Origin of the sequence: Catellatospora coxensis (assembly GCF_016862635.1) — a bacterium.
Lineage (GTDB): Bacteria > Actinomycetota > Actinomycetes > Mycobacteriales > Micromonosporaceae > Catellatospora > Catellatospora coxensis.
Genome location: NZ_BONI01000053.1, coordinates 55,275 through 69,114, shown reverse-complemented (window position 1 = coordinate 69,114; position 13,840 = coordinate 55,275). Strand labels below are relative to the sequence as shown.

Below are 13,840 nucleotides of genomic sequence, written 5' to 3'. Positions count from 1 at the left end.
TTAAGAAGGTGCCCTTCCTTCGCTTTTCAGCGGGGGCGGCTGCGGGTGAGGGAGGAGCGGCGGACGAACAGTTCCGGCGCGATGAGCACGCGCTGGGAGGGGCGGCGCTCGCCGTCGAGCAGCCGGGACACCATCAGCTCCACCGCGACCCGGCCGACGTGGGTCTTCGCCGGACGGACCGCCGACAGCGAGGGCTCGGCGAGGTGGGCCACCTCGTCGTCGTAGGAGACCATGGCGAGGTCGTCGGGGATGCTGACGCCCTTCTCCGCGCAGTACTGGGCGACCGAGATCGCGTCGGGGTCGCTGTGCACGATGAGTGCGGTGACCTGGGCGCGGCGGCACTCGCCGAGCACGTTGTGGATGATCTGCCGGTGACCGGGCGTGGTCAGCGCGACCGATTCGCGTACCACGATGGCGTCGGAGATGCCCAGGTCGGCACAGGCGATCCGCCAGCCCTGCAGCAGGTACGCCGAGGTGGGGCTGCCCTTGGACAGCAGCAGCGCGATCCGCCGGTGCCCGTGCTGGTGCAGGTGGTGCACGGCCATCTCCATGCCCAGCGAGTGATCGCTGCGTACGCACTCGATCTGCCGCGGCGTCGAGGTCCACCGGTCGGGCTGGCGCTCCACCAGGATCGTCGGCACCGGCAGGTGCCCGATCCAGTCGACCATCTCATGCGCCCGCCCACCCTCCAGGCTCGGCGCGAGCAGCAGACCCTGGACCTGGCCGGCCTCGACCAGCCGGCTGATCTGGCGGCGGTCCTCGTCGGGCTCGTAGCTCGACCCGCGCAGCTGCAGGTTCACCCCGAGGGCGGCCGCGGCCGCGCGTGCCCCGCTGACGATGAGCGGCCAGTAGAAGTCGAGCGACGGCACGACCATGCCGATGGTGAACAGGTCGCGCGCCTGCCGGGGCCGGTTCGCGCGGCTGATCGGGGTGGGCAGGGTCGCGCCGCCGTGCACCTTCGTCACCAGGTTGCGCCTGGCCAGCGCGTCGATGTCGCGGCGGATGGTGAGCTCGCTGACGGCCAGCTCGCGGGCGAGGTCACGCACCCGCACGGCGCCGTGCCGGCGCAACTCGTCGAGGAGCAGTTCCTGCCGCTGGACGCCGAAGAGTCGCTGCGTCGTCATGGGGCGCCTCCTGCGCCGGATGGGTCGGCCCGGGTCGCCCCGGCGGAGTGCGCGACCAGGCGGCGCCGACCGGTGCCTGCCGGCATCTGTCAGCTTGTCGAGCGGTCCTGACCGTAACAGATCTTTCCCCGAAAACATCGACAAAGTTCGCGCTGTTCGTTTGTGTGCGTCTGTGAACGACTGCCACCGAACTGTGGGGAAACCGGACGTGGCCTATTACGAAGATGTCACCGACATGTCACCGCTTCCCCGACAGAAAGGACGGCAGATGAGAAGGAGTGGACGGCTCGCGGCCCTGACGGCGGTCGCCGTGGCCGCGATCGTGGCGTCGCTCGGCGTGGCGGTCCTGCCGGCGCATGCCGCACCCGTCACCGTCACCAACGGCACCCAGTTCACCGACACCAGTGGCAACGTCGTACACGCGCACGGCGGCGGGGTTCTCAAGGTCGGCGCCTACTACTACTGGTTCGGGGAGAGCCGCAACGCGAACAACACCTTCAAGGCGGTCGCGGTCTACCGCTCCACCGACCTGCGCAACTGGGAATTCCGCAACAACGTGCTGACCCAGTCGTCGGCGGCCGAGCTCAACGTCGCGAACATCGAGCGCCCGAAGGTGATCTACAACGCCTCCACCGGCAAGTACGTGATGTGGATGCACAAGGAGAACGGCTCGGACTACGGCGAGGCGCGGGCGGCGGTCGCGGTCGGGGACACCGTCGACGGCGCCTACACCTACCAGGGCAGCTTCCGGCCGCTCGGGCACATGTCCCGGGACATCACCATCTACAACGACAACGGCACGGCGTACATGATCTCGGCCGCCGACGAGAACCGCGACCTGCACATCTACCGGCTCACGGCGGACTACCTGGGCATCCAGTCGCTGGTCGGCAACTTCTGGAACGACGCGGCCCGGGAGGCGCCCGCGCTGTTCAAGCGGGGCAGCACCTACTTCCTGATCACCTCGGGGCTGACCGGCTGGTCGCCGAACCAGGCCAAGTACGCGACCGCGTCGAGCATCACCGGCCCGTGGAGCGGCTGGACGAACGTCGGCGACTCGACGACGTTCCGGTCGCAGTCGACGTTCGTGCTGACGATCCAGGGCACGGCGACGACCAGCTACCTGTACATGGGTGACCGCTGGGCGGGCGCGTGGGGCGGGCCGGTCGGCGACTCCCAGTACGTCTGGCTGCCGATCGCCTTCCCGAGCGCCACGACGATGAGCCTGAGCTGGTATCCGTCGGTCACCATCGACGCGGCCGCGGGCACCGTCACCGGCGTCGCGCCGCCGTACTACCGGGTGACCAACCGCAACAGCGGCAGGGTGATCGACGTCGTGAACCAGTCGACGGCCAACAACGCCGAGGTCAAGCAGTGGACCTGGAACGGCGGCGGCAACCAGAGGTGGGAGTTCGCCGACGCGGGCGGCGGGTACTTCCGCATCGTCAACCAGAACAGCGGCAAGTGCCTGGACGTGGCCAGCGCGTCGACGGCCGACGGGGCCAACGTCATCCAGTACACCTGCGGCAGCGGTACCAACCAGCAGTGGCAGTGGCAGGCCACCGGCAGTTATTTCCGCATCGTCGCCAGGCACAGCGGCAAGTGCCTCGACGTCGTCAGCTCCGGCACCGGCGACGGGGCCGACATCCAGCAGTACACCTGCGGCACCGGCAACAACCAGCAATGGAGCCGCGTCACCGCGTGAACCACGCCGGGTCGGGCGCCCATGCACGGCGGGCGCTCGGCCCGGCGCGTCCGACGTGGACATGTTTAGGCGTCAGAGCGGGCGGTTATCCCTCGGCAACAGCCGTCATGCGACAGGCTCGAGACTGAGGGGCCCCCGTGTATCTGTTCGACGCCGACAGCGTCGTGGTCAGTACGGCCACCGAGCTCCTGCGCACCCACCATCCCGTCTCCGTCGACGACCAATCCTGCGCGAACTGCGGCGATCCGGCACCGTGCGAAGCCGCGGTGAACGCCCGCCAGATCCAGGCCGCGGCCAGCCTCGGCGCCGACTCGGCCGGCGGCGGTTTCGCCTGATCAAGCCAGGCCGCCGACATCCGTGACGTCCGGTCGACGTTAACGAGACGAGTCGCCGGGTAGATCAGCGAGGTGACAGATCAACCCGTGGTGCTCGGCGAGCGCTACCGTCTCGTCGAGCGCATCGGCGCCGGTGGCATGGCGGTCGTGTGGCGCGCCTACGACCAGGTCCTGCACCGTACCGTCGCGGTCAAGATGCTCTCACCGCGGCTGGTCGCGCAGCCGGACAACCTTCGCCTGCTGCGAGCCGAGGCGCTCGCCGTCGCGGGCCTGAGCCATCCGCGCATCACCAGCGTCTACGACTACGGTCAGCAGCGGCTCGACGGCCACGAGCAGCCGTACCTGGTGATGGAGCTGGTGGACGGCGTCACCCTGCGCCAGGCACTGCGGGACGCCTCCTCCGGACTCGGCTGGCAGCCGGCCGTATCGGTCACCGCGCAGGTCGCCGCGGCCCTGGCCGCCGCCCACGAGCGCGGCATCGTGCACCGCGACGTCACGCCCGCCAACATCATGCTGACCACGGCCGGGGTCAAGGTGCTCGACTTCGGCATCTGCGTGCTCGCCGGGTTCGACGACGGCGCGGACGACGAGCTGGTCGGGACCGTCGACTACATCGCCCCGGAACGGGTCACCGGGCGCACCGCGGTGACCCCGGCCAGCGACGTCTACTCGCTCGGCATGGTCATGTACCGGTGCCTGTCGGGACACCTGCCGTGGGAACCCACCACCCCCACACGCCGGCTGCACCAGCACGTGTTCAGCCCGCCGGACGTGCTGCCACCGGTGCCGGACATGCCCGCGGCGATCAGGGAATTGTGCCTGAGCTGCCTCGCCAAGAATCCCGCCGACCGGCCCACCGCCGCCGAGCTGGTCGCCGGCCTGGAGGAGTGGAACGTGCCGGGGCCTCGCCTGGCACAGGAGGCCGACGGGGAGACGCACACGCGCCTGCTGGCGCTGCCCGCCGAGCTGACCCGCCGGGACCCGAACCCGGTCACCGGCGTGGCCGGCCGGGTGGCCGCCGCCGTGCGGACCATGCCCCGACGCCGCCGCGCGGGACTGTCGGCCGGGGCGCTCGCCGTCACCGGCCTGGTGGGTGTGCTGGTGCTGAACGCGGGCCCGGACGTCGCCGACGCGACCCAGACACCCCCGCCGCCGCAGGCCTGCCACGTCAGCCTGCAGATCCACACGGCCGGAACCGGCTACACCGCATCGCTCGCCGTCGGCACGACAGGCCGCCGCCCGCAGCGGTGGCAGCTCACCTTCACGGTTCCCGACGGCTGGCGGGTCGGCGGAGTCCGCCCGGAGGAGGTCCGCCAGGACGGCCTGCGAGCCGTCGTCACCGGCCGCACCGACCTCGTCGCGGGCAGCCCGGCGGCCGTCGCGCTCGCGGGCACGGCGACGGCGTCGTCCGGCCTGCCCGACCGGTTCGTCCTGGACGGCACCACCTGCCAGAGCAATGTGGACGTGATCAGCAGCGCGCCGCCACCGGCCGTGGTCCAGTCGACCCCGGAAGCACACCGCCCCGCCGCCGAGCCCGAGCCGCACGGCGGCAAACCGAAGCCGTCGAAGAAGCCGAAGCACTAGGCCGCGACCGGGTTCCGGACGTGTTCACCGGACCGGTCGCGGCCACCGCGCACGGGTGCCGGTCAGAGATGCTGCTTGTCGTCGTGGTCGAGCGCGGAACTGTCCCGGACCTGCAGGTAGGGCTCTCTGTCGGCGGGGTGGCCCGCGGCGATGGCGCGCTGGCGTTCGAGTTCGGCGTCGAGCTCGGCTCCGAACAGGATCGCCAGGTTCGAGATCCACAGCCAGACCAGGAACACGATGATGCCGCCGAGGCTGCCGTAGGTCTCGGCGTACGAACCGAAGTGGGTCACGTAGAAGCCGAAGCCGACCGACGCGGCGATCCACAGCACGACGGCGACGAACCCGCCGGGGCTGATCCACCGGAAGCCGCCCTGCCGCGCGTTGGGCGAGGCCCAGTACAGGATCGCGAACAGCAGCGCGACGAGGGCGACCAGCAGCGGCCACTTGCCGATCTGCCAGGCCGTCACCACCGGCCCGGACAGGCCGAGCACACCGCCGAGCGCCTCGGCCAGCCGCCCGCTGACCACGACGATGAGCACGCTGGCCACCAGCAGCGCGCCGGTCGCCAGGGTCACCGCGAGCCGGATCGGCAGCCGCTTCCACAGCGGCCGCCCCTCGGGCACGTCGTAGATCGCGTTGGACGCCTGCATGAACGCGTCCACGTAGCCTGACGCCGACCACATCGCCACCGCCAGGCCGATGACCGCGGCCAGGCCCGCCTTGCTGTCGTTGGCCTGCACGTTGTCCAGCGCGGCCGTGAAGACCTCCCGCACCGCGGTCGGCATGATCGGGGTGACGTCGTCGAGCACGTCGTCGACCAGCCGGTCGTCGAACAGTCCCACGGCCGCCGCCAGCACCAGGATGCCGGGAAACAGCGACAGCACCCCGTAGTAGGTCAGGGCGGCGGCCCACACCTGCAGGCTGTCCGTGTCGAACTCCTTGGCGGTCCGGCGCAGCACCTGCCACCACGACTTCAGGCTGAGCTGGGTGGGACTGCGCGGGCCGGCGTCCGGCGGTGGCGCGGCCACGGCATTCGCCGGGCGGGGTTCATCGGGGGTCATGTCCCTGCCATACCGCCCGCAGCGTCGCCGCTAACGCGCCCCTGCCGCGCCCGACGCCGGTGCGCGACCGCGGGTGTCGCCGTTTGCCGCGCGGTCGGCCGGGTACCCGACTCACGAAATCCCACCCTGCCGAACCGCTTCGCGGGAAACGGCCCCCAGCGGGCTGCGCGTGGCGGTTCGACAGGTGTCGCCACAGGAGGAAACACCATGCGGATGAGGCAGTCGGACCCCATCGTCACCGGGCGGGTGCACTCGTGAGCGGGACAGCGGCGCAGCCGTCGGGCGAGGAGATGCCGGTCCGCAGCCGCTGGCGGCCGAGTCGCCTGCTGGAGTACTACGCGATCTCCGTGGTGTGGCTGCGCTGGGTCGTCGTGGCGATGTGGATCGCCGCGGTCGCGGCGTCGGTGCTTTACCTGCCGGCCATCGGCCACGGGGGCAGCGACCTGGGCCAGCTCGTGGCCACCGACAACGCCGCGGTGCGCAGCGAGGTCCGCTCGTTCGAGAAGTTCGGCTTCCCGCTGCTGAGCCGGGTCTCCGTGGTGCAGCGCAACCCCGACGGGCTGCCGCTGTCGGTCCAGGCCGAGGCCGTCGCCCGCGCCCGCGCCGTGACGCAGGGCGAGTATCCCGACGCCGCGCCCATCCTCGCCGCGGTGCCGGTGACCAACACGCTGCAGCTTCTGCCGGGCTCGCAGGAGAACGGCACCACCGTCATCACCATGCTGTTCACCGCCCCGGACGTCAGCTTCGCCGGCCAGCTGGCCGCCGCCGAGAAGTTCGTCGCCGCGCACTACGACGCCGACGACGCCGTCGTGGGGGTGACCGGATCGGTCCCGGCCCGGGTGGAGCAGGGCGACCTCGTCCTGTCGACGCTGCCCTGGCTGGAGGCCGTCACCGTCGCCGCGGTGTTCATCATCGTCGCGGTCGCGTTCCGGTCGCTGATCGCGCCGCTGCTGGCCCTGGGCGTGGCCGGGGTCGCGATCCTGCTGACCCTGCACGTGGGCGGCGCGCTCGCCGAGCGGCTGGGCGTGCCGGTGCCGCAGGAGACCCAGCCGTTGCTGGTGGCGCTGCTGCTCGGCGTGGTCACCGACTACGTCGTGTTCTACCTGGCCGCGGCGCGCACCCAGCTCGCCGCGGGCGCGCACCGGCTGGAAGCGGCCGAGACCGCCACGGCCCGGTTCACCCCGATCATCGCCACCGCCGGGGCGACCGCCGCGGCCGGCACCGGTGCGCTGGTGGTGGCCGGCTCGGCGGCGTTCCGCGCGTTCGGGCCGGGCATGGCGTTGGCCGTGCTGATCGGCATGCTGGTGTCGGTCACCCTGGTGCCGGCGCTGCTGGCCATCCTGGGCCGGGCGGTGCTGTGGTCGCCGCGCCGTGGCCGGGACGCCGCGGTGGAGCGCGCGGAGCCCGAGGTCGGCAGCGGGCGGTGGTCGCGGCTGCTGACCCGGCCCGTGGTCGCCGTCCCGGTGCTGCTGCTGTGCGTCGCCGGGCTGATCACAGCGGCCCTTCCGGTACGCGACCTCGCACTCGGGGTGTCGTTCGTGGAGGCGCTGCCCGCCGACCATCCGACCCGCCAGGCCGCCATGCAGGCGCAGCAGGGTTTCGCCGAGGGCATCCTCTCGCCGACCGAGGTGCTAGTCGAGGGGCAGGGAGTGGGCTCCCGGGAGAAGGAGCTCGCCGGCCTGCAGGAGGCGCTGCGGAAGGTGCCCGGGGTGGCCGCCGTGCTCGGCCCAGCCGACGACGCGATCCCGCAGGATCTGCACGTGTTCCGCGCGGCCGACGGCACCGCCGCGCGATACCTGGTGATCCTGGCCGACGAACCGCTGGGCGCCCGCGCCGTGCAGACCCTGTCCCGGCTGCAGCAGGACCTGCCCGGTCTGGTGCGGTCGGCCGGGCTGACGGACGTGCAGACCAGCCTCGGCGGCGACACCGCCATCGCGCAGCTCATCGTCGAGCAGACCGAACAGGATCTGGGCCGGATCGCGCTCGCGGCGCTCGCGGCCAACCTGCTGTTCCTCATGCTGTTCCTGCGCGCGCTGGTGGCCCCCATCGGCCTGCTCGCCTGCAGCGTGCTCGCCATCGGCGCCACGCTCGGCCTGACCACCTGGCTGTTCCAGGACGTCCTGCACGCCGACGGCCTGACCTTCTACGTGCCGTTCGCCGCCGCGGTGCTGCTGGTGGCGCTGGGCTCGGACTACAACATCTTCGGCATCGGCCCCGCCTGGAAGGAGGCCCGGGGCCGGCCGCTGCGCGAGGCGCTCGCCATCACGCTGCCGCAGTCGGCGCACGCGATCCGCATCGCCGCGTTCACCCTGGCGGTCAGCTTCGGCCTGCTCGCCATGGTGCCGCTGCGCCCGTTCCGGGAACTCGCGTTCGCGCTGGCGGTCGGCATCCTCATCGACGCGTTCATCGTCCGGTCGATCCTCGCCCCGGCGCTGCTGACGGTGCTCGGATCGGCCAGCGAATGGCCCGGACGGCGGCTGTTCGGCCGCTTCTCGCAAAGGCGCCGGCAGCCTGCCGAGACGGTGCCCGATGACGCGCCGAACAGCACCGAGCCGGGGCCTGATGACGCGCCGACCAGAACCGGGCCGGTGCCACGCGATGCGCCGGTCGCGGCAGCGCCGACCGAATGACCGCGGTGGCATATGCGGCGCGCGAGCGGGTATCGGCCAGCCAACACCACACACCATTTTGGGGAGATGACATGCCAAGCAAGGACGACGCCATCGCCAGCGCGCAGGACGCGCTGAACACGGCCGGGGCGGCCGTGGCCGAGAAGGCCGCCGAGGCGAAGCAGGCCGCGATCGACACCGGGCACGCGCTGGCCGCCGGCGCGGGCGAGCTCAAGGCCAACGTCGCCCACACCGCGGTGGTGGCCAAGGACGCGGCCGCCGAGGCGCTCACCGCGGTCAACGACCGCCTGCCGCGTACGGCCGACGAGTGGGAGGCCGCCGGGCGGGGCCTGCTGGACAACATCCGCCGCAATCCCACCCCGTGGGCGACCGGCGCGGCGGTGTTCCTGGTCGGCTGGTTGCTGGGCCGCAGCTCGGCCGGGACGAAGAAGTAGCCGCCGATGTCCGGTACGGAGATCGCGGCACTGGTCGCCGCGGGAGCCTTCGCGATGCTCGTGCTGGTGCTCGCGGTGCCCATCCTGCGGCTGCGGCGCACCGTCGACGCGACCACCGACATGATCCGTGAGGTGACCGCCAAGACGGGCCCGCTGCTGGACAACGTCAACAACACCGTCGGCGAGGTGAACACCACCGTCGGGCAGGTGCAGACCACGTTGGACGGCATCAACGTCCAGCTCGTCCGCGTCGACGCGGTCACCGGGCCGCTGTCGTCGGCGGCGGCGAACATCGCCAAGGTCGCCGACGCGATCACCGGCGCGTCGGCGACGCCGGTCGGCAAGGCGGCCACGCTGGCCTTCGGCATCCGGCGGGCGCTCGCCGCGCGCAACCACCGCCAGTGACGTGAACGGCCGGGCCCGGCACTCGGGCCCGGCCACGCCCGTCGGCGGGTCAGCCGGTCTTCGCGGGCGCGGGGCGCTGCCTGCCGGAGGCGGCGAGGTGGGCCCGGAGCGTGGCGGCGAGGTCGCCGGCCGCGACGAGCTGGTCGTGGCTGAGCGCGTCCACGAACAGCTCGCGTATGGCACGCAGGTGCGGCACCGTCGACTGCCGGAACGACCGCAGGCCGGTGGCCGTCAGCACGATCTCCGCGCCGCGGCTGTCGGCGGCGCACTCCTCGCGGCGGATCAGGTCGCGCCGCTCCATCCGGCCCAGGTGGTGCGAGAGGCGGCTGCGCTCCCAGTCGATGTGCGCCGCGAGTTCCGAGGAGCGCATCCGGTGGCCGTCGGCCTCGCTGAGGGCGAGCAGGACCGCGTAGTCGCCTGACGACAGCGACGACTCGCTCTGCAGGCGCGCGGTGAGCGCGGACCGCAACACCTCCGCCGTCTCGATGAAGTCGCGCCAGATGCGCAGCTCCTCGGTGGTCGGCAGCCGGCGTGTCCGGCGCGGCCGAGGTGTGTCGTGGGTCATCCCGCCTCCAATTGACATGTCAATCATACCGGAGCTACTAATTGACATGTCAATCAGCCGTGCGGAGCGCGGTGGGGCAGGGGGAGAGCATGACGACCGAAGGCTTCGCACTGGGCCTCAACTCGTTCGGCGAGGTCGCCACCGACGGCGACCGGCTGCTGAGCGACGCCGAGACCCTGCGGCTGATCGTCGAGGAGGCGCAGCTCGCCGACTCCGTCGGGCTCGACGTGTTCAGCGTCGGCGAGCACTACCGGGAGGGTTTCACCGACTCGGCGACGCCCGTGCTGCTCGCCGCGATCGCCCGGGCCACCGAGCGGATCCGGCTGGGCACCTCGGTCACCGTGCTGAGCACGAACGACCCCGTCCGGCTGTACCACGAGTTCGCGACGCTGGACGCGGTGTCCGGCGGCCGGGCCCAGCTCGTGCTCGGCCGGGCCTCGGCGACCGAGTCGTTCCCGCTGTTCGGCTACGACCTCGCCGACTACGAGCGCCTGTTCGAGGAGAAGCTCGATCTGTTCATGCGCCTGCAGCGGGAGGACGCGGTCACCTGGTCGGGCAGCGTACGCACCCCGCTGACCGGGCAGCGGCTGCACCCGCGGATGCCCGAAGGCGGCATCCCCACCTGGATCGGCGTCGGCGGCAGCCCCGACTCGGTGGTGCGCGCCGCCCGCTACGGGCTGCCGCTCATGATGGCGATCATCGGCGGCCGCCCGCAGCGCTTCGCCGGCAACGTCGAGCTGTACCTGCGCGCGCTGGAGAAGTTCGGGCACGCCCCGCTGCCCATCGCGCAGCACTCGCTCGGCCTGGTCGCCGACACCGACGAAGAAGCCGTGGAGACCTGGTGGCGGTACTGGCAGCCGGTCGTCACCCAGCTCGCCCGCGAGCGCGGCTTCTACGCGCCGACCCGCGAACGCTACGCCGCCGAGCTGGCCGAAGGCGCGCTGTTCGTCGGCTCGCCCGACACGGTCGCCCGCAAGATCGCGATGATGGCCCGTGACCTGCGGCTCAGCCGCTTCGACCTCAAGTACGACATCATGCGCCTGCCCCGAGCCGCCCGCGCCCGCAGCATCGAGCTGTTCGGCAGCGAGGTCGCCCCGCGGGTACGCGAACTGCTCGCGAAGGAGCCCGCCCATGTCTGACCTCGTGTTCGGCCTCGACACCTTCGGCGACGTGCCGGACGACGACGCCGGCCGGCCGGTCTCCTACGCCGCCGCGATCCGGCAGGTCGTCGACGAGGCGGTGCTCGCCGACGACCTCGGCGTCGACGCCCTGGCCGTCGGCGAGCACCACCGGCCGGAGTACTCGGTGTCGACGCCCGAGACCGTGCTGGCCGGGATCGCCACCCGTACCAAGCGCATCCGCCTCGGCTCCGGGGTGACCGTGCTCAGCTCCGACGACCCGGTCCGGGTGTTCCAGCGCTTCGCCACCGTCGACGCGCTGTCGAACGGCCGCGCCGAGGTCATCCTCGGGCGCGGCTCGTTCACCGAGTCGTTCCCGCTGTTCGGCTACGACCTGGCCGACTACGACGTGCTGTTCGAGGAGAAGATCGACCTGTTCGTGAAGCTGCTCGACGAGCAGCCGGTCACCTGGAGCGGCACCGTGCGCGCCCCGCTGCGCGACGCCGACGTGTTCCCGAAGACCGAGTCCGGCCGGCTGCGCACCTGGGTCGGCGTCGGCGGCTCGCCGCAGTCGGTGGTGCGCACCGCGCGCCACGGACTCCCGCTCATGCTCGCGATCATCGGCGGGCAGCCCGGCCGCTTCGCCCCCTACATCGAGCTGTACCGGCGCGCGGCCGAGCAGCTCGGCACCACCGCGTACCCGGTCGGCATGCACTCGCCCGGCTTCGTCGCCGACACCGACGAGCAGGCCAAGGAGATCTTCTGGCCGCACTACCGGGTCATCCGCGACCGGATCGGCGCGCTGCGGGGCTGGCCGCCGATCCGCCGCGCCGAGTTCGACGCCGAGGTCGAGCACGGGTCGCTGTACATCGGCTCACCGGACACGGTCGCTCGCAAGATCGCCCAGACGGTCCGCACGCTGGGCGTCGGCCGGTTCGACCTCATCTACACCGCGGGCGCGCAGCCGGTGAGCGCCCGCCTGCGGGCCGTCGAGCTGTACGGCACGAAGGTCATCCCCATGGTCCGCGACCTGCTCGCCGCCTGACCCGCCGGCACGGCATCGACCCCGAAGGACACGAGATGAACGACATCGCCCCGGACGGTCCGCGGACCCTCGGCATCCTCGGCGCGGGCAAGCTGGGCACCGTCCTCGGGCGGCTCGCCGTGGCCGCCGGATACCGGGTGCTCATCGCCGGGTCGGGGGACCCGGCCAAGATCGCGCTCACCGTCGAGGTGCTCGTGCCCGGCGCGGCCGCCGTCACCGCCCGCGACGCGGCCGTCCGCGCCGACACCGTCGTGCTGGCCCTGCCACTGGGCAAGTACCGCAGCCTCGACGCGGACACGCTGCGCGGCAAGCTCGTCGTCGACGCCATGAACTACTGGTGGGAGGTCGACGGCATCCGGGACGACCTCACCGACCCGCGTACCTCGTCCAGCGAGACCGTGCAGGCGTACCTGCCCGGGGCTCGCGTCGTGAAGGCGTTCAACCACGTCGGCTACCACGACATCGAGGACCAGGCGCGTGCCACCGGGCAGGCGGGACGGACCGCCGTCGCGATCGCCGGGGACGGCGCCGCCGACGTCGCCGCGGTCGCCGCGCTGATCGACGCGCTCGGCTTCGACCCGGTGGTGGCCGGTCCGCTGGCCGAGGGCATCCGGTTCGAGCCGGGCACCGAACTGTTCGGCGCCGACGTCGACGCCGCCGAGGTCCGGGCCCGGCTCGACCGCTTCCCGCAATCGGAACGCGGCCGCGCCGTCGCCCTGGCACGGGGGTAGTCGCTCGCCACCGAACAGGGCTCTGAAATCGGGCGGCCGAGATGGTGTCAAGGCGGCTAGGGTCAGCCGGTGCTGCCCCAAGAACATCTGATCGCCCGCGTACGGGAACTCTGCCAGGCCGATGAGCACCTCGTCGCCGCGCTCACGTACGGCTCCTTCGCACAAGGCGAGGCCGACGCGCACAGCGATGTCGAGTTCTGGCTGTTCTTCGGCGGGAACCACGCCCCAGCGCTCGACCACCGCGCCTGGCTCGACCGGGTCGGCTCCGTTCGCCACGTGGTGGTGAACGAGTTCGGTTCCCACGTGGTGTTCTTCCCGGACCTGATCCGCGGCGAGTTCCACTTCGCGACGGCCGACGACATCGCCTCCGTCGCCGGGTGGCCCGCCCGCAGTGCCCCGACCGACCGCATGATCGTGCTCGACCGCACCGGCGCGCTGCGGCAGGCCTTGGACGCGCTGCCCGCTCGTCCTCATCTGCCGACCAGCGCGAAAGAGATCGACGAGCTGTGCGGACGCTTCGCCAACTGGCTCGTCCTGGCGTACCACGTGGCGCAGCGCGGCGAACTGCTGCGCGCCGTCGACGCCCTGTCGCACGCCCAGCGCTACCTGCTGTGGATGGCGCGCCTGGCCGAGGGCAGGACCGGACACTGGCTGACACCGTCCCGCCGGGCGGAGTTCGACCTCGGCGTCGAGCTGGTCGATCCGCTCCGCCGGACCGTCACCGCGGCCGAGGCCGGTGCCGTCGGCGAGGCCATCGCCACCGCATGGGTCTGCGGCCGCCGGTTCTGGGTCGCGCTCGCCGAGCGTGTCGGCGGTGAGGTGCCACGCGAACTGTTCGCCGATCTCGATGCGGTCACCCTGTCGGCGTCGCGGCCAGCGTGAGGCAGATCGCCGCGACGGCGCATGCGCGTGGTCATCACGATGGGCTGCGGTGACGTGTGCCCGTACTTTCCGGGCCAGCGCCACGAGGACTGGAAGCTCGACGACCCCGCCGGGCAGGGCATCGACGCCGTACGCCCGATCCGCGACGAGATCCGCGACAGGGTCAAGGCCCTGCTCGACGACCTGGTGGCCGCTGACCGCTGAAGCGGTCCGGAGGCTGC

13 protein-coding genes and 1 pseudogene are annotated in these 13,840 nt (G+C 72.0%); 11 read left to right on the top strand and 3 right to left on the bottom strand.

Translation table 11 applies throughout. The features are described 5' to 3' along the window. Positions 1-26: 26 nt before the first annotated feature. Positions 27-1,124 carry a substrate-binding domain-containing protein gene (locus Cco03nite_RS27625; protein ID WP_239167709.1) on the bottom strand — a complete coding sequence of 366 codons (1,098 nt, stop codon included), beginning with the start codon at positions 1,122-1,124 and terminating at the stop codon, positions 27-29. Positions 1,125-1,392: 268 nt separating this feature from the next. Between Cco03nite_RS27625 and Cco03nite_RS27620 the strand changes: the two genes are divergently transcribed. The 3 genes from Cco03nite_RS27620 to Cco03nite_RS27610 all read left to right on the top strand — a co-directional run bounded on the left by Cco03nite_RS27620 (position 1,393) and on the right by Cco03nite_RS27610 (position 4,748). Continuing rightward, positions 1,393-2,829: an RICIN domain-containing protein gene (locus Cco03nite_RS27620; RefSeq protein WP_203695195.1), complete on the top strand. Its 1,437-nt coding sequence runs from the start codon at positions 1,393-1,395 to the stop codon at positions 2,827-2,829. A gap of 137 nt (positions 2,830-2,966) precedes the next feature. Then, positions 2,967-3,164: a hypothetical protein gene (locus Cco03nite_RS27615; protein WP_203695193.1), complete on the top strand. Its 198-nt coding sequence runs from the start codon at positions 2,967-2,969 to the stop codon at positions 3,162-3,164. 72 nt (positions 3,165-3,236) lie between these two features. After that, complete coding sequence (locus tag Cco03nite_RS27610; RefSeq protein WP_203695191.1) at positions 3,237-4,748, top strand: protein kinase domain-containing protein; 1,512 nt, start codon at positions 3,237-3,239, stop codon at positions 4,746-4,748. Positions 4,749-4,810: 62 nt separating this feature from the next. Here the strand turns inward: Cco03nite_RS27610 and Cco03nite_RS27605 are convergent, their stop codons facing one another. Beyond that, the gene (locus Cco03nite_RS27605; RefSeq protein ID WP_203695189.1) at positions 4,811-5,809 is read right to left on the bottom strand and encodes a YihY/virulence factor BrkB family protein; all 999 of its coding nucleotides are present in this window, start codon (positions 5,807-5,809) and stop codon (positions 4,811-4,813) included. 254 nt (positions 5,810-6,063) lie between these two features. Here Cco03nite_RS27605 and Cco03nite_RS27600 point away from each other — a divergent pair, with 254 nt between their 5' ends. From Cco03nite_RS27600 to Cco03nite_RS27590, 3 genes are all read left to right on the top strand, one after another. Beyond that, positions 6,064-8,439 (top strand): MMPL family transporter, encoded by a 2,376-nt coding sequence (locus Cco03nite_RS27600; protein WP_203695187.1) that lies wholly within the window; start codon positions 6,064-6,066, stop codon positions 8,437-8,439. Between the two features lie 71 nt (positions 8,440-8,510). Continuing rightward, positions 8,511-8,873: a hypothetical protein gene (locus Cco03nite_RS27595; protein ID WP_203695185.1), complete on the top strand. Its 363-nt coding sequence runs from the start codon at positions 8,511-8,513 to the stop codon at positions 8,871-8,873. 6 nt (positions 8,874-8,879) lie between these two features. Next, entirely contained in the window at positions 8,880-9,278 is a 399-nt protein-coding gene (locus Cco03nite_RS27590; protein WP_203695183.1) for a DUF948 domain-containing protein, read from the top strand. Between the two features lie 49 nt (positions 9,279-9,327). Here the strand turns inward: Cco03nite_RS27590 and Cco03nite_RS27585 are convergent, their stop codons facing one another. Next, complete coding sequence (locus Cco03nite_RS27585) at positions 9,328-9,843, bottom strand: MarR family winged helix-turn-helix transcriptional regulator (protein ID WP_203695181.1); 516 nt, start codon at positions 9,841-9,843, stop codon at positions 9,328-9,330. A gap of 89 nt (positions 9,844-9,932) precedes the next feature. Between Cco03nite_RS27585 and Cco03nite_RS27580 the strand changes: the two genes are divergently transcribed. The 5 genes and pseudogenes from Cco03nite_RS27580 to Cco03nite_RS27560 all read left to right on the top strand — a co-directional run. Next, on the top strand, positions 9,933-10,982 hold the full coding sequence (locus Cco03nite_RS27580) for an LLM class flavin-dependent oxidoreductase (protein ID WP_203695178.1): 1,050 nt from the start codon (positions 9,933-9,935) through the stop codon (positions 10,980-10,982). Beyond that, on the top strand, positions 10,975-12,006 hold the full coding sequence (locus Cco03nite_RS27575; RefSeq protein WP_203695177.1) for an LLM class flavin-dependent oxidoreductase: 1,032 nt from the start codon (positions 10,975-10,977) through the stop codon (positions 12,004-12,006). The genes Cco03nite_RS27580 and Cco03nite_RS27575 overlap by 8 nt, the downstream gene beginning before the upstream one ends. 35 nt (positions 12,007-12,041) lie before the next feature. Further along, positions 12,042-12,737 carry an NADPH-dependent F420 reductase gene (locus Cco03nite_RS27570; RefSeq protein ID WP_203695175.1) on the top strand — a complete coding sequence of 232 codons (696 nt, stop codon included), beginning with the start codon at positions 12,042-12,044 and terminating at the stop codon, positions 12,735-12,737. Positions 12,738-12,806: 69 nt separating this feature from the next. Continuing rightward, positions 12,807-13,619, top strand: a complete 813-nt coding sequence (locus Cco03nite_RS27565; RefSeq protein ID WP_203695173.1) for a hypothetical protein — start codon at positions 12,807-12,809, stop codon at positions 13,617-13,619. Positions 13,620-13,646: 27 nt separating this feature from the next. Beyond that, positions 13,647-13,823 (top strand): annotated as a pseudogene (locus tag Cco03nite_RS27560) (low molecular weight phosphatase family protein); the annotation flags it as partial. Between the last annotated feature and the right edge of the window lie 17 nt (positions 13,824-13,840).